Raw genomic sequence first — 20,426 nt, 5'->3', positions numbered from 1 at the left:
AAAGTGTAGAGCATGCCAGGCAACCCTGTCCAAGGATCGGCGGGGGTTGACTCATGCTGGAATCGGCACTTCACCTCGTCCAGCCTGGAAGCGCTTGACGCCTCTGTAGCTTATACATCAGAGGAATCTAGGTCGAGAGCTGCCAGGGCGGCGTTGACGATACTGCCGGGCAGCAGGTCGTGCAGCTCGTACAGGTCCCGCACCGTCCCGGACTGGCCGAACTCGTCGACGCCGAGCGGGACGCCCGGCACCCCGAGAGCCGTGCCCAGCCAGGACATCGCGTGCGAGGCCGCGTCGTGCACCGTCACCACGGGAGCCCGCGCCGGGAAGGCCGCGCGCAGCGCGCCGGGAGCGCGCCGCGTCGTGGCGGTCCGCACGCCCTCGCGCAGCGAGCGCTGCCACGACCGGTAGAGCCGGCCGGCCGAGGTGACGTCGACCACATGCGCGGCGATCCCCTCGTCGGCGAGCTCCGCCGCCGCCTCCAGCACCTCGGGCAGCACCGCGCCCGAGGCCGCCAGATGCACGACGGGCGCGCCGCCGTCGCGCAGCTCGGGATGATCGTGGTGGGCGTCCCTCAGCTGGTACGCCCCCGCCAGCGCCTGCCGCCGGAGCGTCTCGTCGCCCAGCCGCGACCGGGCGGCCTCGAAGGGGGCCTGGTCCACGGGCCGGGTGCTCAGCCGGAAGTAGTAGGCGCCCTCCCGGTCTCCGTCGCCGGTGCCGCTCCCGCCGGTGCCGCTCCCGCCGGGGTCGGCGGCGATCCGGCCCAGCGCGTCGCAGAGCAGCCAGTCGAGGGCGGTGGCGTAGGCCGGCTCGACGAACGTCACGCCGGGCAGCTCCATCCCGACCGAGGCGGTGATCGTCGACTGGTGCGCGCCGCCCTCGGGGGCCAGGGTCACGCCCGACGGGGTGCCCGCCACGACGAACCGCGCCCCCGAGTAGACGCCGTGGACGAACGCGTCGAGACCGCGCAGCACGAACGGGTCGTACACGGTGCCCACCGGCAGCAGCGGCTGGCCGGACAGGTCCCACGACAGCCCGAGCTGGCCGAGCAGCAGGAACAGGTTCATCTCCGAGATGCCCAGCTCGATGTGCTGGCCGGCCGGGTTCTCCGACCAGCGCACCAGCCGGTCCTCGGTCCACGACCGGCGGCTGGCCGGGGAGAACACGCCGGTCTTGTTGATGAAGCCGGCCAGGTTGGTCGACGTGGCGACGTCCGGAGCCGTCGTGACCAGGCGCGGCAGCACCGCCTCGTCGCGGGCGAGGTCCGTCAGCACCCGGCCGAACACCTCCTGCGTGGAGACCGGCTTGGTCACCCGTACGCCGGTCGCCGCGGGCACCTTGACCGGCTCGGCCGGCCGGCGTGGCGCCCGGGCCAGCTCCGCGCCGCGCCGGGCGGCCCAGGCTCCGGCGGGGGAGTCCGGGTCGAGCCGGTCCCACTCGGTGGCGACGTCCAGGCCGGTCCGCGTCCGCAGGTCGTCGATCTGCTCGCCGGACAGCAGGGCCGAGTGGTTGCGGGCGCCGCCGGCCATCGGCAGGCCCCATCCCTTGACCGTGTAGGCGAAGACCACGCTCGGCCGGTCGCGCACGGCGTCGCACTCGGCGAACGCCTCCAGCATGGCCGCGAGGTCGTGCCCGCCCAGGTCGGTGACCAGCGGAGCCAGCTCCTCGTCGGTGAAGCCGGCGGCGAACGCGGCGACCTCGGCGGGCGCCCCGTCCAGGAACCGCTCGCGCAGGCCGGGGCCGTGGAGGCCGAACAGCGACTGGTACTGCTCGTTCGGCATCGCGTCGATCCAGGCCCGCAGGTGGCCGCCGCCGGGGCGGGCGCAGACCTCGCGCAGCCGGTGGCCGTACTTGACCTCCACGACGTGCCAGCCGGCCGCCTCGAACTGGCCGCGCCACTGGTCGATGCGGATGCCGGGCACCACGCGGTCCAGGGACTGGCGGTTGAAGTCGACCAGCCACATGACGTTGCCCAGCCCGGCCGTGGACGGGTCGGCCACGGCCTCCCAGATGTTGCCCTCGTCCAGCTCGGCGTCGCCGATCAGGGCCACGAACCGGGACGCGGGCCGTTCGCCGAAGTGGGCGTCGACGTACCTGCGGGTGACCGCGGCGAACAACGGCGCGGCGGCGCCGAGGCCGACCGAGCCGGTGGAGAAGTCGACCCCGTCGGGGTCCTTGGTCCGGCTGGGGTAGGACTGCAGGCCGCCGCGGGCCCGCAGCCGGGTCAGGTACGAGCGATCCAGGTTGCCCAGCAGGTACTGGACGGCGTGGAAGACGGGGGAGGCGTGCGGCTTGACGGCGACCCGGTCCTCGGCGCCGAGGTGGGCGAACCAGAGCGCGGTCATCGCGGTGACGAGCGACGCGCTCGACGCCTGGTGGCCGCCGACCTTGACGCCGTCGCCGGTGTCGCGCTCGCGGTTGGCGGCGTCCACGATGCGCGTGGCCAGCCACAGCACGCGCCGCTGGATCTCGTCGAGCACGGCCGGGTCCGGCGGCCGCGGGGGGACGCTGAGCTCGTTCAAGGCACCACCTCGCCGATCATGGTCCGGACTGGACTCGGATATGTCAGATTTTTATCTGAACCGAGGCTGATTGTCACGCTTTATCAGTGTTGGGTTGGTGATATTGCGTCGTGTTCCGTCCAGCGGCGATACTCGGGCGAGGATACGTCAGAGATATTCAGCACAGGTGCCGGAAGGGGTGCGGGCGTGGGAGCGTACGAGACCATGACGCTGGAGGTGACCGGCCGGGTCGGGCGCATCACGTTCACCCGGCCCGAGGCGCTCAACAGCCTGACCGAGCAGGTGCTCGACGATCTCGACGCGGCGCTCGACGCCGTCGAGGCCGACCCCGAGGCGCGCGCTCTCATCATCGGCGGCACCGGCAAGGCGTTCACCGTCGGGCTCGACCGGGCGCTGCTCGACCGGGCCTTCGACGACGGAGCCGTGTGGGAACGGGTCATCAGACGGGTCGCCGCGCTCACCCTGCGCCTGGAACGGCTGCCGGTGCCGGTGATCGCCGCCGTCAACGGCCTGGCCAGGGCGGGCGGCTTCGAGCTGATCCTGGCCTGCGACCTCGTGCTGGTCGCCGCCTCCGCGCGGATCGCCGACGCCCACACCACGTTCGGCGTGATCCCGGCCGGCGGCTCGACCTCCAGGCTGCCCCGGATCGTCGGCAGGCAGCGGGCCAGGGAGATCTTCCTCACCGGGCGGTGGATCCCCGCCGCCGAGGCGGTGGAGCTCGGCCTGGCGCTGCAGATGGTGCCCGACGAGCAACTCGCCACGGCGGCGGACGAGCTCGCGGCCCAGTTCGCCGGCAAGTCCCGCGCCTGCCTGGCCGCGCTCAAGCGGCAGCTCGCCACGGCCGAGGGGCTGAGCGCCGAGGAGGCGCTGGGGCCCGAGATCGAGCAGTTTCTGGCCTACGTCACCCCGGCGGACTCCGACGCCCAGGAGGGCTACCGGGCCTGGCGGGAGAACCGCGCGCCGGCCTGGAGCTGACCCGTGTCGTGGTAGACGCCGCGCAGCGCGGCGAGGTGCCGGCGCATGGCGTCGGCCGCCAGGTCGGCCTCGCCCCGCTCGATGTGGCCCAGGATCCCGGCGTGCTCGCCGTCGATCTCGGGCCAGAACCTCGCGGGGATGTCGGGGCGCACGAACCTGGTCTCGAGCACCTTGAACACCGGCTCGGTCATCACGGTGAGGAGGTCGTTGCCCGCCGCGGCCACGATGAGCTTGTGGAAGCTGCGGTGCTCCCTGAACTTGGCCTCGCGCCCATGGGTGTGCGCCTCACGCTCCAGCGTGGCGCGCAGCAGGGTGAGATGGAGCTCGTCGTGGCGGGCGGCCGCCAGCCGGGCGGCGGGGACCTCCAGGATCTCGCGGGCCTCCATCATGTCGGCCATCGAGATGCCCTCGGAGCCCGACACGAGTCCGAGGCTCGTCTCCAGGTAGTCGCTCACCTGCGACGACTCCATCCGGCTGACGAAACTGCCGCCGGGCCCCACGGTAATCAGGCCGCGCGTGGCGAGCAGCCCGAGGGCCTGCCGCACCGTGCTCCGGCTGGCCCCGAACATGCCGGCCAGCTCGCCCTCGGCGGGCAGCCGGTCACCGGGGGCGAGCCCGCCGCTGATCACCAGGTCACGCAGCTGGTCGGCCATCTGCTGGTAGGCGGGACGGATGCGGTCGACCGGGGGGAGGGCCGCTCGTGAGCCGTTGCCCCCGGACCGGGCCCGCGATGTCGTCTTCACGTATCGTACGCTCCCCAACTCGTCGGGACCGGCCCTCCGGGCCTCAGCCCTCTTGGTAGGCGTCGCGGATGCGGCTCAGGTGGGCCTGCATGGCGGCGCTGGCGCCCTCGGCGTCGCCGGCCTCGATGCGGTCGATGATGGCCTCGTGCTCCTGGTCGACCCTCGCCCAGAACTCGGGCGGGGCGTCGGTATTGAGGAAACGCGTCTGGAGCACCCGGAACACCGGCTCGGTCATCATCGCGAGCAGGCCGTTGCCGCTCGCCTCGATGATGATGCCGTGGAAGTGCCGGTGCTCGCGGAACTTCACGCTGCGGCCACGGCTGTGCTTCTCGCGCTCGACGGCGTCGCGCAGCGCGTCGAGGTGCCGCTGCTCACGCCGGCGCGCGGCCAGGGCGGTGGCAGGGACCTCCAGCAGCTCGCGGCCTTCGAGGATGTCGGCCAGCCGCAGCGCGGCCGAGCCGGACATCAGGCCGATGCTGGTCTCCAGGTAGTCGCTGATCTGGGCGGGCTCGATCCGTGAGACGAAGGTGCCGCCGGTGGTGCCCCGGACCGTCTTGACCAGCCCCTGCGAGGCGAGCACGCGCAGCGCCTCGCGGACCGTGCTCCGGCTCACCCCGAAGTTGCTGCCCAGGTCGCCCTCGGGCGGCAGCCGGTCACCGGAGGCCAGCGAGCCGTTGAGGATCAGCTCCCGGAGCTGGTCGGCGACCTGTTGGTACGCCGGGCGCAACCGGCTCACCGGCAGTGTGTTCGGCGTCGGCGGAGAGGCCGCGCGCTCGGCGCCGCTCTCCTTCGCACTGGACGTGTTGCCCTGCCCCATGGTCTCGCCTTCGTGAATGGTCATTAATGCAGAGAAGCCGTGCATGAACTCTTCAGAGCCGGAACTCTCGCATTCCCCGCATTGCCCCGCCGTTTGGCGGCCCACGGCCCGCTGTGGCCGTACGTTCCCTTGTCAGACGATCCTTCACATAGGTCTGACATCAAGAGTACGCGGCCTTGCCCAGCAGCTCCAGGGCCGTGGGTCATTGTTCCACAGCCGTCGCGAACGATGGGCCGTGATCGCCGTCAAGCGCGCCGTAAACACCTGGCGGCGAAGCCGGAAAGCAAACCTCAGACCTCCCCGGAATGGCGCCACCCGACTCGGCGGCGCCGGCGCGCCTCCTGGCGTGGCGGGCGCACCGGAGCCGTGCGGGCGGTTCGCGGACGCGAAGCGGGCCGGCCGGCGGAGCGCCGTGGCCGGCGCGACCGTTCTGTCCGGCAATGGCCCGGTAAACGTCGGATGAAGGACGGATCGACATGCTGAGGTCCTGGAGGAGAGGGGGAGTGCGAAGGTCGGTGAACGAAGGGCGGGGAAGGCGGCGACCGGTACATGAACGGCCGAGGCGCGATTGACAGAGTCCGACGACATACATCAGACTTATCTGCGGCCGAGCGACGTCCGCGTGGGCCAGGTGATCGAGGGAGTCCGCCTGATGTTCGACGGCATCGACGTCGTGGTCCTGCCCGTGGCCGACACCGGCCCGCTACGGCGGCTGTACGTCGACGCGATGGGCTTCGAGGTCGTCGAGGCCGGGCCGGTGCGCGAGCCCGAGGCGTGGGCGCGGATCTGGGACCTGCCGTCGCCGCCCGCGACCTCGCTGCTGCTCGGCAAGCCCGGCAGCCACGGTGGCTGGATCAGGCTCGTCGCGGTGCCCGGCCTGCCCAGGCCCGACGCGGCGGGGATCCCCGACCGTCCCGGCCCGTACGCGCTGGACTTCTACCTGCGCCACCCCGGCGAGACCGAGGCCGTGATCGAGGAGCGGGGCTGGCGGTTCGTCAGCGACCCGGTCGACTACCTGCTGCCCGGCACCGCCCACCCGGTGCGGGAGCGGATGCTCGACCAGACCTCCTCGGGGCTGCTGCACGCGTTCGTCGGCTACCGCGAGGGTCGTACCCGCTGTGTCCTCGGGGAGCGGCCGGAGGTCGACGTGAGCGAGGTCAACGCCGTGGTGTTCGCCACCGATGACCTGCCCGCCGCGCGTACGTTCGCCGAGGACGTCCTCGGCGGCCGGAACTACTTCTCGGGCCGGTTCGAGGGCGAGGCGCTGGAGCGGCTGCTCACCCTCGGCCCTGGCGAGGGCTTCGACGCCGTGCTGACACGCGGCCCGAAGTCGCGCAACGCCCGGCTGGAGTTCATCCAGCACCTGCCGGGTCACCCGCCGCGCCCGATGACGGGAGCGCCCAGAGTGGTCGCCGAATGCGCCATGGACGATCTCGCCGCGCTGGCCGAGCGGCTGGCCGACGGTTCCCACGGCGCGTCCACCGGAATCGTCGAGACCGCCGACGGTCCCCGCCTCGGCCTGCGCTCCCGCTACGGGGCGCACTTCTGCTTCCATCAGCGCTGACCGAGGCGCCGCTGACCGAGACGGCGCTGATTCGTCTGGCGGTGCCGACCCGGCCGCCCCCGGCCGCCTGGTCACATCACCCGCGCGATCTCGTCGAGCATGACCTCCGTCGAGCCGCCGCCGATGGCGAGGAACCGGGCGTCACGCGCGATCCGCTCCACCTCCGAGCCGGTCACGAAGCCCGCGCCGCCGCTGAACTGCACGCACTTGTAGACCAGCTCGTTGACCAGCTCCGGGATCGACGCCTTCAGCATCGCCGCGTGCGTGCGCGGGTCCTCGCCGGCGTCCGCCCTGGCCGCCGCGTGGTACAGCATGGTCTTGGCGGCAGACAGCCGCGCGGTGAAACGCGCGAGCTCGTGCCGGAGCGCCTGCAGGTCCCACAGCGTCCTGCCGTACGCCGGACGCTCGCGCAGCCAGCCGACCGTCGCGGCCAGCGCCGCCTCGCCCAGGCCGACCGCCTGGGCCGACAGGCCGATCCGCTCATGGTCGAGGCCGCGCATCATCCACCGGAACCCCGCGCCCTCCTCGCCGAGGCGGTTGCGCGCCGGAATCCGGCACCCGTCGAACACCAGCTCGCCGGTGTCGGCGCTGTGCCAGCCGCCCTTGGTGAACGTCCGCCCGTTGGACAGGCCGGGCGTGCCCCGCTCCACGACGAACAGCGACAGCCCATGCCGTCCCGAGCCGGGCTCACCGGTGCGGGCGACGACGAAGAACAGGCCGGCGAGGTTGGCGTTGGAGATGAACGTCTTGCGGCCGTCCAGCACGTAGTGGTCGCCGTCCCTGCGGGCGCGCGTCGCGAGGCGGGTGAGGTCGGAGCTCACGTCCGGCTCGGTCACCGCGAGCGCGCAGATCCGCCGCCCGGACAACACGTCCGGCAGGAACCTCCGGCGCTGCTCGTCGTCGCCGGCCCGCGCCAGATGCAGCGCGGAGAAGTCGGTGTGCACCGTGATCGAGGTCGCCACGCCCCCGTACGTCGAGCGTCCGAGCTCCTCGTTGAACACGACCGCGCCGCGCGTGCCCGCGCCGCCCCCGCCGAGTTCCTCGGGGAACGACAGGCCGAGCAGGCCCAGCTCGCCGAGCTCCCGGAACACCTCACCGGGCACCCGCCGCGCCGCCTCCCAGTCGGCGGCGCGGGGGACGATCCGCTCGTTCACGAATCTGCGCAGGACCTCGCGCAGGGCGCGGTGCTCCTCGTCGAGGAAGGTGTCGTCGAGCCGGAGCGAATCGATGACCCGGTTGGCGACCCGGTTGGCGTCAGCGGCCATGGCGGGCGAAGGAGGTCATGGAGGTGATCAGCCTTTCGTCGTCGCCCGGCGCGGCCACCCACTGCAGGCCGATCGGCAGCCCGGCGGAGTCCACGCCGACCGGCTGGGTCGCGCAGGGGAGCGCGGCCAGGTTGGCCAGCACGTTGTAACGCAGGTGGGCCTCGGCGAGGCTCACCCGTGTCCCGCCCACCGGCAGCATGCCCTCATTCGCGTCCTCGGCCAGGGGCGCGACGCACGGCATGGTCGGCATGGCGAGCACATCGACGCCGGACAGCGCGGCCAGCGCCTCCGCGCGCAGCACGTGCCGCAGCCGCTGCGCCCGCACGTACGCTCCGGCGGGGACCCGCTCGCCGAGGTCGAGCATGGCGCGCACGTCCGCGCCGAACAGCTCGGCCCCGTCGCGGCGCCGATCGCGGTGGTAGTCGAAGCACTCCGCCAGGATGATCGTCATCCCGGCGGCCATGGCCGCCCAGCCGTGCGGGATCTCCACCTCGACGATCTCGCCGCCGAGCGCGCGGACCGTGGCGAAGGCGCTCTCGACGGCCTCGGCCACGTCGGCGTCGATGGGCTCGTCCAGGGCGCCGACCGGCACGCCGATCCGCACCCCCTCGAACGTGGCGGGCCCGCCGAGGTCGACCAGCGGGCTGATTCCGAGGGCGTACGCCGAGAGGGCGAGGTCCTCCACCGAGGCGGTGATCAGTCCCACCCGATCCAGCGACCAGGACAGCGGCAGGACGCCGTCGCCGGGCAGCCGGCCCGGTGACGGGACCAGGCCGACCGTCCCGCAGTAGGAGGACGGGATCCGCACCGAGCCGGCCGTGTCGCTGCCGAACGCCACCCGAACGTGCCCGGCCGCCACGGCCGCGGCCGAGCCGCCGGAGGAGCCGCCCGGGATGCGGGCCGGGTCGTGCGGGTTGCGGGTCGGCGGGGTGGTGCCGCCGAAGGCGTACTCGTGCGTGGTGGTCTTGCCGACGATCACCGCGCCGGCCGCCCGCAGTCGCGTGACGCAGCCCGCGTCGGCGGCGGGGAGCCGCTCGCGGCCGGGGCCCGTGAGGTGCCGGGAGCCGCCGCCCGTCGGGACGCCGGCCACGTCGATGAGGTCCTTCACGCCGACCGGAATGCCCTCCAGCGGCCGCCCGCCCCAGCCGTTCTCCGGCCAGGTGGCGGCAGCCGGCTCCGTCCGGCCGCGCTCCGCAGCGGCGTGATCCGCCGTCGAGTGCTCCGCCGTCAAGCGTTGGGCGGCGGCACGCGCGCCGACGGGGTCGACGCGCGCCCAGGCCCGGATCTCGCCGTCCGAGCGGGCGATCCGCTCCAGCGTCCGATCGAGCAGGTCGAGGGGCGTGAGCCGCCCGTCGCGCAGGGCCGCGCCCATGCCCAGCACGGACGCGTCCTCACCGCCCGCTCGCTGATACGCGACCGTACGGCCGTGTGGCGGGTCCGCGGGAACCGGCGCGGTCCCGTACGGGGCCGTCCGGCCGCCCGGCCGGCCCGCCTCGCCCGAGGAGATCTCGTACGGCGGGTCGCCCTGGTGGAGGGCGCCCGGCAGGCTCCGCTCGCCCAGGTCCAGCCGGCAGAGCCGTTCGTCGAGGTCGCGCAGCAGGTCGCCGGAGAGCGGCGCCCCCGTGCCGGAGCCCATCACGCCCCCAGGTAGGCCGAGCGGACGACGTCGTCATGGGTCAGCTCGTCGATGCTGCCCTCGACCACGACCGCGCCCTGCCGCATGAGGTAGCCGCGGTCGGCCAGTTCGAACGCCAGGGGGGCGTTCTGCTCGATCAGCAGGATGGACAGGCCGCCCTGACGCAGGGACGCCAGCGCGTCGAACACCTCCCCGGTGATCTTCGGCGCCAGCCCCATGGACGGCTCGTCCAGGATGAGGATCTGCGGCTCGGCCATCAGCGCCCGGCCGATCGCGACCATCTGCTGCTCGCCGCCGGACATGGTCGAGGTGCGCTGGTGCGCCCGCTCCCTGAGCACCGGGAAGAGCGTCATGATCTTCTCCAGCCGCTGCTCGACGGTCGCCTTGTCCAGGCCGCTGCGGTAGCAGCCCAGCTCCAGGTTGGTCGTGACCGTCTGCTCGACGAACAGGTGGCGGCCTTCCAGCACGCTGCCGATGCCCCGGACCACCACGTCGTGGGGGCTCCGGGGCAGCGGCTCGCCGCCGATCAGCACCTCGCCCTTGGCCGGGCGGTACAGGCCGCCCGCGACCCGGGCCAGCGTCGTCTTCCCGGCGCCGTTGGGACCGATGACGCAGACCGCCTCGCCCTTGCGCACGCTCAGGTCGACGTCGCGCAGCGCGCTGATCGCGCCGTACTTGTAGACGATGCCCCGCAGTTCGAGCAGGGCGTTGTCCTGTGCCGTGGCGGTCATGGCTTCGACGTTCCTTCCAGGTCCTCCGGGATGACGGCGTCGACCTCGCTGGCCCGGTGGTGCTTGCCCCCGAGGTAGGCCTCCAGGACGACCGGGTCGCGGGTGACCTCGTCGGGCGTGCCGCGGCTGATCACCTTGCCGAAGTCGAGCACCGTGCAGTGCTGGCAGACCGCGTGGACGAGGTCCATGTGGTGCTCGACCAGCACCACGGTGACCCCGGAGTCCCGCATCGCGTGGAGGGTGTCGGCGAGTTCGCGGCGCTCCTGCGGGTTCAGGCCGGCGGCCGGCTCGTCGAGCAGCACCACCGCCGGGTCGGCCACCATCACGCGGGCCAGCTCGACCCGCCGCTGCAGGCCGTAGGACAGCGCGGTGGCGGGCTCGGCGGCCAGCGCGGTCAGATCCAGCCGGTCGAGGGCCTCGTCCACGCGGGTCCTGGCCTCGGCCGGCCCGGCGACGATGCGGGCGGCGATCATCAGGTTCTCGTGCACCGACATGCTGGAGAAGAGGCGTACGGTCTGGAAGGTCCGGACGAGCCGCGCCTTGGCCACCAGCTTGTGGCTTGGCCAGCGGGTGACGTCGTCGCCGCCGATGACGACCGAGCCCTGGGTGGGGCGCTGCAGCCCGCTGAGGATGTTCAGCAGGGTCGTCTTGCCCGCGCCGTTGGGGCCGATGATGCCGTGGATCTCGCCGGCGCCGACGGAGAAGCTCACGTCGGAGACGGCGGTCAGCCCGCCGAAGCGCTGGGTGACGCCGCGCGCCTCGGCCGTGCCTGGTGTCCTCACTTCGAGCCTCCGGTGATCGAGCCCTCCGTAGTGCGCCCGCGCAGTCTGCCGAGCAGCGACCTGGCCAGCTTGGGCAGCCCGGACAGGCCGTCGGGCAGGAGCGCCATGAAGGCGATGACCACCATGCCGAGGATGGTCAGCGCCCAGGAGCCGTTGCCGGGGACGGCCGCGATCAGCCAGGTGACGAGCGCGGCGCCGAGCACGGCGCCGTAGATGTTGCCCAGTCCGCCGAGGATCACCATGACGAACATCTGGATGGACACGGCCGGCGAGTAGAGCGACGGGTCGATGGCCGTCTGGAGCGGGCCGTTGACGCCGCCGGCCAGGGCGCCGATGACCGCCGAGAGCGCGAAGATCTGCACCTTGCGGGCGGTGATGTTGACGCCGACGGCGCGGGCGGCCACCTCGTCGTCGCGGATCGCGGCGAGCTCCTTGCCGCCGCGCGAGGCCAGCAGCCAGTTGGAGACGAGCAGCACGAGGATCAGCGTCACCGCGACGAGCAGGTACTGGTCGACGGGGTCGATGAACTTGTGGCCGAAGATCTCCGGGAACGGGATGGGCGCGTAGCCGTTGGCGCCGCCCAGCTCGCCGGGCAGCACCAGCAGCGCGTAGATGCCGCTGCTGACCGCGAGGGTGGCCATCGCGAGGTAGTTGCCGTGCAGGCGCAGCGCGATGTAGCCCACCAGCGCGCCGACGACCAGCGCCAGCAGGACGGCCGCGAGCAGCGCCCAGAGGAACTGCACCTCGTGGGCGAGCATCAGGTAGGCCGTGCCGTACCCGCCGATCGCCATGAAGCCGGCCTGGCCCAGCGAGAACTGTCCCGCGCCGCCGATGGCGAGGGTCAGCCCGACCGAGGCGATCGCGGCGACCGTGATGTTCACGCCCAGGGCCAGCCCGCTGGGGCCGGGATCGGTGAACACGTACCCGATGAGGATCACCGCGGCGATCAGGGTCGGCGCGAGATGCCGCCCCGCCCTGACGGCGAGTGCTTTGTCAGGCAAGGCGCTGCCTCCTCAGGCCGAACAGGCCGTTCGGCATCAATAGCAGAATGATGACCAGGGCGACGAACACCACCGGGTCCACGTTGCCGTTGGGCAGCACGGCGGCGAGCTGGCTCTCGACCACGCCGAGCAGGAGCGCGCCGAGCACCACCCCCTTGGTGCTGTTGAGCCCGCCGAGCACGGCGCCGGTGAAGCCCTTGATCGTGAGGGCCGTGCCGATGGAGCCGCCCGCGAGGGTGATCGGCGCGACCAGCACGCCCGCCAGCGCCGCCAGCCCGAACGCGAGGGCGAACGACAGCGCGCGCATGCGGGAGACGTTGACGCCCACGGCCGTGGCCGCGAGCGGGTCGGTCGCGGCGGCGACCATGCCGCGGCCGGTACGGGAGCGGCCCATCAGCAGGGCCAGCCCGACGCCGACGGCGACGACCACGGCCCAGATCACCATGCTCTGGTAGCTCACGCGCAGCGGGCCGAGCTCGATGCCGCCCGCGAAGACCGGCGGGAACGGCTTCGGGTCCGGCCCCCAGACGAGGTGGTGGCCGTGGGCGAGGACGAGGGTCATGCCGACCGTGGCGGCCATGGCGGCCAGGGCGCCGTTGCGCTGGGTCGGCAGGATGACGATCGCGTCGTAGGCGATGCCGAGCAGGAGCCCGGCCACGACGACGAGCAGAAGGACCACCATCACGGTGGACAGTCCCTGCTGGACGAGGGTCAGGCCGAGCAGGCCGCCGATCACGACCTTGTCACCCTGGGCGAAGTCGATGATCCCCGTCATCTTGAAGACGAGGTGGAAGCCCAGGGCGACGAGCGCGTAGATCGAGCCCAGCGTCAGGCCGGACACGAGAAGGTCAAGGATGTGCACGGGCACCTTCCTGCGAAGCGGAGGGTGACCGGGCCGTGTGCGGCCCGGTCACCTGGCGTCTCTGCTGGACCGGATCATTCGGCAGGAGGCGCGAACTCCCCGTTCTTGAAGCTGACGGGCTTGAACGCGTCAGCGGAGGGGCCGCCGCGGTAGGTGTCGGTGTACTCCATCTTGCCGACGACGCTCTCGTAGTTGAGCGACTGGATCGCCGCGGAGATCGCCGGGCCCTCGAACGTGCCCGCCTTCTCGATGCCGGCGGCGGCCAGCTTGACCGCGACGTACGCGTACACGGCCAGCACCGTGGGCGTCTCGTTGTTGTACTTGGCCTTGTAGGCGTCGATCAGCTTCTTCGTCTCGCCCTCGGGCGCGCCGTAGTTCACCGCGGTCAGGGATACGACGCTGTCGGCGGCCTCACCGGCGGCCTCCGGGATGGTGGAGGTGGAGTAGGTCAGGTCGCCGATGACCTTGCCCTTGTAGCCGGAGGCGCGGACGGCCTTGAGCACCAGGGCGTCGGCGGCGCCGCCGGCGCCCCACAGGAAGACGGCCTCGGGGTTGGCGCTCGCGACCTTGCCGGCCTGGGCGGTGAAGTCGAACTTGGCCGGGTCGAAGCCCTCGGAGTTGACGATCGAGATGCCGGCGCTCTTCGCGGCGGCGGTCATGTCGCTGTTGCCCGCCTGGCCGTAGGGGTTGTTGGCCCAGATGATGGAGGCGTTCTTGACGCCCTTGGACGCGGCGTACTTGACCACGGCCTCGGCGTTGGCCTTGCCGGGCAGCGGGACCTCGAAGACGTTCTTGGTGCCGTTGGCGACTTCGGGCTGGGCGACGAGCAGGATCTGCGTGACGTCGTACTGGTCGGCGAGGGGGGCCACCGCCTTGGCGGTGGCGGAGATGCCGGGGCCGATCACGATGGGCACCTTGGTGGAGGTGGCGAGCTTCTTGAAGCCGGCCGTGGCCAAGTTGACCGAGCCCTGGTCGTCGACGGTTTCGAGCTTGAGCTGGTGACCGTTGACGCCACCGGCCGCGTTGATCTCCTCCACGGCCAGGTCCATGCCCTTGGCCTCCTGCTGGCCGACCGCGCCGAGCTCACCGGTGGTCGAGTTGAGCACTCCGATGGTGTAGGTGCTGCCGGCACCATCGCTGGATGCGTCAGACTTATTCGAATCAGACGTGCCGCAAGCGGTGGCCGTCAGGGCTGCGGCGGCGAGTACCGCGAGGGCCGAGCGGCCACGCATAGGTGCTCTCATGCTGTCTCCTCCATGAACGCCGGGTCGTCGACTCGTCGACCTCGCGCCCCCGCGAAACCCGGATGTGAATACGTCAGATCTTGCAGCATAGGTTTCGCGGAAAACAAGGCCTTGAATGTGACGTTCTTCGGTCGGTCCTGCTCTGGAAGATCCCGTCCGGCCGGGTGCCCGCGAGCCGGGGGATCTCCGCTGGGCCTGTGGGGCAGGGCCTCCCTGCTTTCGGCCGGGTAGAGAAATCCCTGTTTGGGATCGGTCCCGGTGATATGTGACGGTTGGTTAAATTTCTGTTGCGATGACGGTCGCGTCCCCCAGGACGAAGGGGCCGGGGCGCGGAGGAGGGCTCTCGACCGGAGGCGGCGGGTCGAGTAGCATGCAATACGTCAGGCTTTTACGGGTGAGTTGCCGTGCGCGCGTACCCCGATCACAGGCCGTCGCTCGCGAGGAAGACGACTCCCCTCGCCGCCCACCATCCACCAGGAGGGACCCACCGTGCTTCGCACCCCCGACGCCCACAGCGAGGTGCTCGCCGACCTGCGGGAGAGTGTCCTGCGGAGCTGCCGCGACTACGGCCACGACTACTACGTGCGCTCCAGCGACGCGGGAGACAACGCCCGGGAGCTCTGGCACGCCCTGGGCCGGATCGGCGCGCTCGGCGTGGGCATCCCCGAGGAGCACGGGGGAGGCGGAGCCGGCATCGAGGCGCTCGCCGTCGTGGCCGAGGCGGTGGCCGAGGCCGGCTCACCCATCATGCTGCTCGCCCTCTCCCCGGCCGTGTGCGCGACCGTCATCGGCAGGTTCGGCTCCGACGAGCAGCGGGCCGAGTGGCTGCCGGGGCTGGCCGACGGCTCCAAGGTGCTCGGCTTCGCGATCACCGAGCCCGACGCCGGGTCCAACAGCCACAACATCCGGACCAAGGCCCGCCGCGAGGGCGAGGAGTGGGTGCTGTCCGGCCAGAAGTACTACGTGTCCCACGTCGACAACGCCGACGCCCTCCTCGTCGTCGCGCGCGCCGAGGACGACGCGCTGAGGGCCTTCCTGGTGCCCACGGACGCACCGGGCATCACGACCAGCCCCATCGAGGTTGAGATCGTCTCCCCGGAACGCCAGTACTCCGTCTTCTTCGACGACGTCCGGGTGGCCGCCGACGCGGTGGTCGGCCCCGACGCCGGTCTGGCCGTCCTGTACGCCGGCCTCAACCCCGAGCGCATCGTGAGCGCCGCCCTGCTGAACGGCATCGCCAGGTACGCGATCGACATCGCGGCCGACTACGCCCGCAAGCGCACGGTCTGGAACGTGCCGATCGGCGCGCACCAGGCCATCTCCCACCCGCTGGCCAGGGCCGAGACCGCGCTGGCCGGCGCCCGGCTGCTGACCGCGGCGGCCGCCCAGGCGTTCGACCGGGGCGAGCCCGGCGGCATCCAGGCCGCCATGGCCAAGCTGTCGGCGTCCGAGGCGGCCTCCATGGCGCTCGACAGCGCCATGCAGACCCTCGGCGGCAACGGCATGTCCCGCGAGTACGGCCTGGCCACCCTGTCCGGCCTGGTGCGGTTGTTCCGCATCGCGCCGGTGAGCACCGAGATGTTGCTCAACCACATCGCGCACAAGCGACTGGCCCTGCCCCGGTCCTACTGATGGGCGAGCCGTTGCGGGTCCGGCGCGAGGGCGCCCTGGTCAGGGCGACCCTCGACCGGCCGCCGGTCAACGCGCTCGACTCCGCGACCTACCGGCGGCTGGCCGAGGTCGCGGCCGAGACGCGGCCGGAGGAGTGCCTGCTGATCGACGCGGCCGGTCGCGCCTTCAGCGCCGGCCAGGACCTCCGCGAACACGAGCGGGCCACCGCCGCCGGCCGGCTCGGTGAGAGCCTCACCGAGGGGGCCGGAGCGCTGGCCGCCGTCCTGCGCTGCCCGGCCCCCGTCGTCGTGGCCGTCCAGGGGCCCGCGATCGGAGCCGGAGCGCTGCTCGCCGCCGCGGCCGACCTCGCGGTCTTCGCCGACGACGCCTGGCTGCGGGTGCCCGAGCTCGACGTCGGGGTCACGGTCGGCTACGCCGTGCTGAGCCGCCTGCTGCCGCCCCCGATGGCCAGGCGGGCGCTGCTCACGTCCGAGCGCGTCGAGGCCCCGATGCTCGACCGGCTCGGCGCGGCGGTCGTCGTGCCGTCCGCCGACCTCGCCGAGGTCGCCGCCGCTCTGGCCGCCGGGCTGCTCGGCAAGCCGTCCGGGATGGTCGCGCTGGCCCGCCGGAGCTGGGGCGGCGGCGAGCGCGAACGCGCGGCTCGGGCGTACGAGGCGGAGGTCCGCGACTTCCTGGCCCGCTGAGCGGCACGCGCCGCTCCACGCTCCTCGCGGCGGGTGGACTCTCAGGGGCGGGCTCTCGGGAGGGTGCTCGGAGCTCTCAGGAGGGTGCTCGGGGGCTCTTGGGAGGGCTCTCAGAGAGTGAGCGCGAAGCAGCCGGAGGCGGGGCCGATCGTGATCGTGATGCGGATCCGCCCGTCGGCGGGAAGCAGGACCGAGCCCGGGTAGATCTTGTCCTCGGTGGGCCGGCCGTCGTCGCCGAGCGTGGTGGCGGTGGCCGCGGCGTCCCGGACGTAGTAGGCGACCGTGCCCGAGTCGACGTGATCGACCTTGATCAGCGCGTCCGCCGCCCCCCGGTGGCGGGCCTGGGCGACCCAGAACTTGGCGACCCCGCCGCGCTGCCGCCGCAGCGCCTCGCCGAAGGGGCCGGCGCGGACACCGCCAGCCGAGGCGCCCCTCTCACCCGCCTGGCTCGCGTCGACGCACGGCACGCCGTCTGCCGGGGTGGCCGGTGGGGAGACGGGGCTCGTCCAGCCGATCACACTCGGCGCCTGCTCGGCCGACGGCGGTCCGGCCGCCTGTTTCGCGGGCGGCGGGCTCGCCGAACAGGCTGATTGGCAGCATGTCAGGGTAATTGCCGCTAGTAGCGGAATAACCTTTGATCTAGGCATTGATCAAAGTATCTCGTCGAATTACGATCACGTCCATGAACCCCGCCGATTTAGTCGGTCTCGGCTGCGGACTTCTCGCGGCCTTGTTCATCGCCAGCGGCATTCCCAAGATCAGGCGTCCCTTCGATCTCGCTTTGGCGCTCGTCCGCTTCGGTGTCGCCGGTCGGGTGCGCCCCGGTCTGGGGCGGCTCCTCGGGGCCGTCGAAGTCGCGGTGGGCGTGGCCGTCGCAGTGAGTCCCATGCTGCTCCCGGCGGCGGTCGCGGCCCTTCTGCTGCTGGTCGCGTTCACGGCCGTGGTCCTGCGGTCGCTCGCCGCGGGACGAAGCGTGGAGTGCGCCTGCTTCGGCACCGGTGAGCGGACCTCGCCGGCCACCGTGGTCAGAAACCTCGTCCTGATGGGTGTCGCGTCGTACGTCGCGTTCGCGCCCGGAGTTCCTACGCTGGATCAGCGTATTTCCGGAATTCTCGCCGGAACGCTATTGACGTGCGGATATTTACTGATTTCCGCGATGGCTGTCGTCAAGCCGTTCAGCGCCCGCCTCGACGGACGGGGATGACGGCATGGGATACACCGGGGTGACGCTCGCGGGGCTCGTCTGGTTACTCCTCCTGTCCTTCGGACTTCTCGTCGTACGGCGCGAGCTGTCGATCCTCCAGGATCGCGTGGCCGTGAGCGGTGCCGCGCCCGCGGACGGCCTCGCCATCGGCGCGCTCGCTCCCCGGTTCCCCGGACTGCGCGCCGATGACGTGGTCCTGTTCTTCTTCGGTGACTGCGCGCCCTGCCACGAACTGGCGACCGAGGTGGCGCGCTCGGCGGACCCCGGCCGTTACGCGTGCGTGGTCAGCGACGGCGCCATGCCGGGCTCGGCGGCCGGCGTCAGGGCCCTGCTACCCGCCGACGCGCGGGCGCTGGTGGGGGAGGAGGCCGCCGCCGTCCGGCAGCGGTACAAGGTCCACTCTGGACCGTTCGGCGTCGCGGTGTCGGACGGCCTGGTGGTGAGCAAAGGGGTCCTGCGCTACGCGGAGGACCTGGAACAGCTGCGGCGGGCCGGTTACGGCACGGCGGCTTCCACGACGACCCCCTGATCACCCTTTGAGGAGACGCAGATGGGCGGCCTGGCCTCCAAACCGCTGTTCAGGATGGCGCTGGCGATGCCGCTGGCGGGACTCGGGGTGCTCGCCGGGCACCAGGCCGGAGTGCGGCCGTGGGCGCTGCTCGTCACGGCCGCGCTGATCGTGGGCCTCGCTCAGCAGACCCTCCCTTGAGGCCCGAACGTGATCATCATGATCACGCGCGCCCGCGTGTCCGGGTGCTTCGGTTCCCCGGTGGTGGCCGGCGCCGTGCTCGTGCTGTGCGCGATCGGCGCGGCGGCGCTCACCGGGGCCCTCCTCAGCCTCCTCGGCGCGGCCCTGGAGCCTGGGATGCGGGCACTGCTCGCCCTGACCGGCGCGTCGGCCGTCGCCGCGGGAGCCGTCACCCGCCCGGTGCCGTGGCAACTGGACCGCGAGACCGACACCGACTGGCTCTCGTACGAGGACTGGCGTACGGCGGCGTTCAACGGGTTCGCGCTCGGGCTCGGGTTCACCACGCGGATCGGGTTCTGGCTGTTCTACCTCGTCCCGCTGACCGCCTTCGCCGTGGCCGACCCGGTCCTCGGGGCGGCCGGGTACGCCGCCTTCGCGGTGAGCCGGGTCGGCGGCTCGGCGTTGCTCGCCGCGGCCGACATCTGGATCGACGGCGGAATCGTCCGCGCCCGCGTGGTCGCCGACCTGATCGTCGGCCTGGCCCTGGGCGCGCTCCTCACCGCTCTCGTCCCGCTGCTCTGACCCACCGAATGTGACCCACCGAATGTGACCCACCGAATGTGACCTACCGAATGTGACCCACCGAAGTCGTGCCGCCACCCGCAACCAGCAGAGAGGAAGCAGTAATGGAGGAAGGAACGAGCAGACGCGCCCTGTTCAGCGGGATCTTCCGCGACAAGGCCGACGACTCGCCGCTGCCCCCGGCGGACGCCCCGCTCGGCGTCCTGGTCACCGGCTCCGGGCGGGACGTCACCGTCCGCGGCTACGGGAGGTCCGCGAGCCTCATGGCCGCGGAGCCCGTCGCCGCCCAGGCCGAGGAGCTTCCGTACGGCTGGACGCTCCGGCCCGGTGACCTCGTCGTGCTCGACGAGACCAGCCCCGGGACGAAGGTCGCGGTGGCCCTGCACCGCAACGTCACCGGGCGCGTCACCGCTGTCGCGGCCGACCGGATCACGGTCGAGGGGCAGGCGTGCCGGCTCGACCCGCGAACGGTGCACTACGAGGGGATGGCGGGCGAGCCGTCCGCCAAGCCGCTGGCCGAGCCCCTCAAGGTCGGGGACATGGTCACCCTGGAGTGCTTCGACAACCGGGTCGACGGCGCCCTGACCGTCCACTTCATGCGGCGGACCGGGCGGGCTTGATGGATCGCGTCCTCGCCGTCGCCGTGGTGGTGGCGTGCGTCGTCCTCACGGTGGCCTTCCTGGCCTGCCTGCGGGGCATCGCGGAGCTCAGGCTGCGCCTCACCGGGCGGGGGGTCGATCCGTCCAGCCAGCTGATCATCGGCAGGAAACTGCCCGATCGGCTCGTCGGACTGATCCCCGACCCGGGGCTGGACACCCTGATCGTCTTCATGTCGAGCACCTGTGGAACCTGCCTGGGCCTGGCCGCCGAGCTTGGCAAGCTCTCGGACCGCCAGGTGGTGTCATGCGTGGTCGGTGACTCCGGCGCGGAGCTCGTCGCCCTGCTTCCGCCGGACATCACGGTCATCAGTGGAGAAGAGGCCGCGGCCGTGGACCAGGAACTGCCCATGGCCATCTGGCCGAGCGCCATCCTGCAGCGCGACGGATTCATGGTGGCCGTGGCCCAGGGCGGCGACGCCAACAGCGCCGCCGCCCTCGAGGTGTTGTGGGAACAGAGAACGGTCGTAGCGAAGGAGACGCCAGCATGATCGTCGAGCACGTACGGAAGACCCGGCTGTCGAGGAGCAAGTTCCTCGCCGTCGCCGGGGCGACCCTGGTGGGCGTGGCCACCAAGGCGTGGTTCCCGGGCCGGGCGGAAGCGGCTCCGAACGGTTGCTCCGGCGCGCCGACCTGCGCCTGCTGCAGCTCCACGACGTGCTGCAGCAGCGGCTGCAGCAGTGCCACCACCTGCGGTGGCAAACAGTGCTGGACGAGCTGCGCCTACATCGGCAGCACGCTGTACCGCTTCGACTGCTGCGACTACTGGCGAAGCGGAGCACTGTGCATCTGCCGCGTCAATCTGCGGCCCTGCACCTGACGGACCGGCGGGCGCGGCG

Annotated in this window: 22 protein-coding genes; 11 read left to right on the top strand and 11 right to left on the bottom strand. The window is 72.1% G+C overall.

Going from position 1 to position 20,426, the window contains the following annotated elements:
- Positions 1 to 110: 110 nt before the first annotated feature.
- Entirely contained in the window at positions 111 to 2,522 is a 2,412-nt protein-coding gene (locus AC5L3X_RS11695; RefSeq protein WP_494856917.1) for a thiamine pyrophosphate-binding protein, read from the bottom strand.
- 186 nt (positions 2,523 to 2,708) lie between these two features.
- On the opposite strand from AC5L3X_RS11695, the gene AC5L3X_RS11690 reads away from it, so the two are divergent.
- Complete coding sequence (locus tag AC5L3X_RS11690; protein WP_494856916.1) at positions 2,709 to 3,497, top strand: enoyl-CoA hydratase/isomerase family protein; 789 nt, start codon at positions 2,709 to 2,711, stop codon at positions 3,495 to 3,497.
- On the opposite strand, the gene AC5L3X_RS11685 is transcribed toward AC5L3X_RS11690, so the two are convergent.
- Together AC5L3X_RS11685 and AC5L3X_RS11680 are read right to left on the bottom strand one after the other, a co-directional pair.
- Positions 3,455 to 4,240: a FadR/GntR family transcriptional regulator gene (locus tag AC5L3X_RS11685; RefSeq protein ID WP_494856915.1), complete on the bottom strand. Its 786-nt coding sequence runs from the start codon at positions 4,238 to 4,240 to the stop codon at positions 3,455 to 3,457. The two genes, AC5L3X_RS11690 and AC5L3X_RS11685, sit on opposite strands and share 43 nt — an antisense overlap.
- Positions 4,241 to 4,283: 43 nt before the next feature.
- Positions 4,284 to 5,081: a FadR/GntR family transcriptional regulator gene (locus AC5L3X_RS11680; protein ID WP_189123829.1), complete on the bottom strand. Its 798-nt coding sequence runs from the start codon at positions 5,079 to 5,081 to the stop codon at positions 4,284 to 4,286.
- 628 nt (positions 5,082 to 5,709) lie between these two features.
- Here AC5L3X_RS11680 and AC5L3X_RS11675 point away from each other — a divergent pair.
- Positions 5,710 to 6,621 (top strand): hypothetical protein, encoded by a 912-nt coding sequence (locus tag AC5L3X_RS11675; protein WP_494856914.1) that lies wholly within the window; start codon positions 5,710 to 5,712, stop codon positions 6,619 to 6,621.
- A 71-nt stretch (positions 6,622 to 6,692) separates the two neighbouring features.
- Here the strand turns inward: AC5L3X_RS11675 and AC5L3X_RS11670 are convergent, their stop codons facing one another.
- From AC5L3X_RS11670 to AC5L3X_RS11640, 7 genes are all read right to left on the bottom strand, one after another.
- On the bottom strand, positions 6,693 to 7,886 hold the full coding sequence (locus tag AC5L3X_RS11670) for an acyl-CoA dehydrogenase family protein (RefSeq protein WP_494856913.1): 1,194 nt from the start codon (positions 7,884 to 7,886) through the stop codon (positions 6,693 to 6,695).
- The gene (locus AC5L3X_RS11665) at positions 7,876 to 9,522 is read right to left on the bottom strand and encodes an amidase (RefSeq protein ID WP_494856912.1); all 1,647 of its coding nucleotides are present in this window, start codon (positions 9,520 to 9,522) and stop codon (positions 7,876 to 7,878) included. The genes AC5L3X_RS11670 and AC5L3X_RS11665 overlap by 11 nt, the downstream gene beginning before the upstream one ends.
- Entirely contained in the window at positions 9,522 to 10,253 is a 732-nt protein-coding gene (locus AC5L3X_RS11660; RefSeq protein WP_494856911.1) for an ABC transporter ATP-binding protein, read from the bottom strand. The genes AC5L3X_RS11665 and AC5L3X_RS11660 overlap by 1 nt, the downstream gene beginning before the upstream one ends.
- A complete protein-coding gene (locus AC5L3X_RS11655) occupies positions 10,250 to 11,035 on the bottom strand; it encodes an ABC transporter ATP-binding protein (protein WP_494856910.1) in 786 nt (261 codons plus the stop codon). Before AC5L3X_RS11655 ends, AC5L3X_RS11660 begins: the two co-directional genes overlap by 4 nt.
- Positions 11,032 to 12,036: a branched-chain amino acid ABC transporter permease gene (locus AC5L3X_RS11650; protein ID WP_189123835.1), complete on the bottom strand. Its 1,005-nt coding sequence runs from the start codon at positions 12,034 to 12,036 to the stop codon at positions 11,032 to 11,034. The genes AC5L3X_RS11655 and AC5L3X_RS11650 overlap by 4 nt, the downstream gene beginning before the upstream one ends.
- On the bottom strand, positions 12,029 to 12,898 hold the full coding sequence (locus tag AC5L3X_RS11645; protein ID WP_494856909.1) for a branched-chain amino acid ABC transporter permease: 870 nt from the start codon (positions 12,896 to 12,898) through the stop codon (positions 12,029 to 12,031). The genes AC5L3X_RS11650 and AC5L3X_RS11645 overlap by 8 nt, the downstream gene beginning before the upstream one ends.
- A gap of 74 nt (positions 12,899 to 12,972) precedes the next feature.
- The gene (locus AC5L3X_RS11640) at positions 12,973 to 14,130 is read right to left on the bottom strand and encodes an ABC transporter substrate-binding protein (protein ID WP_494857228.1); all 1,158 of its coding nucleotides are present in this window, start codon (positions 14,128 to 14,130) and stop codon (positions 12,973 to 12,975) included.
- Between the two features lie 501 nt (positions 14,131 to 14,631).
- On the opposite strand from AC5L3X_RS11640, the gene AC5L3X_RS11635 reads away from it, so the two are divergent.
- Both AC5L3X_RS11635 and AC5L3X_RS11630 read left to right on the top strand, forming a co-directional pair.
- Positions 14,632 to 15,774 (top strand): acyl-CoA dehydrogenase family protein, encoded by a 1,143-nt coding sequence (locus AC5L3X_RS11635; RefSeq protein WP_494856908.1) that lies wholly within the window; start codon positions 14,632 to 14,634, stop codon positions 15,772 to 15,774.
- Positions 15,774 to 16,457, top strand: coding sequence for an enoyl-CoA hydratase-related protein (locus AC5L3X_RS11630; protein WP_494856907.1), 684 nt, complete (start codon positions 15,774 to 15,776; stop codon positions 16,455 to 16,457). Before AC5L3X_RS11635 ends, AC5L3X_RS11630 begins: the two co-directional genes overlap by 1 nt.
- A 110-nt stretch (positions 16,458 to 16,567) precedes the next feature.
- Here the strand turns inward: AC5L3X_RS11630 and AC5L3X_RS11625 are convergent, their stop codons facing one another.
- Positions 16,568 to 16,975 carry a hypothetical protein gene (locus AC5L3X_RS11625; protein WP_494856906.1) on the bottom strand — a complete coding sequence of 136 codons (408 nt, stop codon included), beginning with the start codon at positions 16,973 to 16,975 and terminating at the stop codon, positions 16,568 to 16,570.
- A gap of 164 nt (positions 16,976 to 17,139) precedes the next feature.
- Between AC5L3X_RS11625 and AC5L3X_RS11620 the strand changes: the two genes are divergently transcribed.
- The 7 genes from AC5L3X_RS11620 (at position 17,140) to AC5L3X_RS11590 (ending at position 20,407) form a co-directional block, all read left to right on the top strand.
- The gene (locus tag AC5L3X_RS11620) at positions 17,140 to 17,661 is read left to right on the top strand and encodes a MauE/DoxX family redox-associated membrane protein (RefSeq protein WP_494856905.1); all 522 of its coding nucleotides are present in this window, start codon (positions 17,140 to 17,142) and stop codon (positions 17,659 to 17,661) included.
- Positions 17,662 to 17,665: 4 nt separating this feature from the next.
- Positions 17,666 to 18,190 (top strand): hypothetical protein, encoded by a 525-nt coding sequence (locus tag AC5L3X_RS11615; protein ID WP_494856904.1) that lies wholly within the window; start codon positions 17,666 to 17,668, stop codon positions 18,188 to 18,190.
- A 21-nt stretch (positions 18,191 to 18,211) separates the two neighbouring features.
- On the top strand, positions 18,212 to 18,370 hold the full coding sequence (locus AC5L3X_RS11610) for a hypothetical protein (RefSeq protein WP_189123842.1): 159 nt from the start codon (positions 18,212 to 18,214) through the stop codon (positions 18,368 to 18,370).
- 18 nt (positions 18,371 to 18,388) lie between these two features.
- Positions 18,389 to 18,931 (top strand): hypothetical protein, encoded by a 543-nt coding sequence (locus tag AC5L3X_RS11605; RefSeq protein ID WP_494856903.1) that lies wholly within the window; start codon positions 18,389 to 18,391, stop codon positions 18,929 to 18,931.
- A 104-nt stretch (positions 18,932 to 19,035) separates the two neighbouring features.
- Positions 19,036 to 19,551 (top strand): DUF5666 domain-containing protein, encoded by a 516-nt coding sequence (locus tag AC5L3X_RS11600; protein WP_494856902.1) that lies wholly within the window; start codon positions 19,036 to 19,038, stop codon positions 19,549 to 19,551.
- Positions 19,551 to 20,078 carry a hypothetical protein gene (locus AC5L3X_RS11595; protein ID WP_494856901.1) on the top strand — a complete coding sequence of 176 codons (528 nt, stop codon included), beginning with the start codon at positions 19,551 to 19,553 and terminating at the stop codon, positions 20,076 to 20,078. The genes AC5L3X_RS11600 and AC5L3X_RS11595 overlap by 1 nt, the downstream gene beginning before the upstream one ends.
- Complete coding sequence (locus tag AC5L3X_RS11590) at positions 20,075 to 20,407, top strand: hypothetical protein (RefSeq protein ID WP_494856900.1); 333 nt, start codon at positions 20,075 to 20,077, stop codon at positions 20,405 to 20,407. The genes AC5L3X_RS11595 and AC5L3X_RS11590 overlap by 4 nt, the downstream gene beginning before the upstream one ends.
- Positions 20,408 to 20,426: the final 19 nt, after the last annotated feature.

The organism is Nonomuraea sp. CX421 (assembly GCF_059358955.1).
This window is presented reverse-complemented; position numbering and strand designations above follow the sequence as displayed.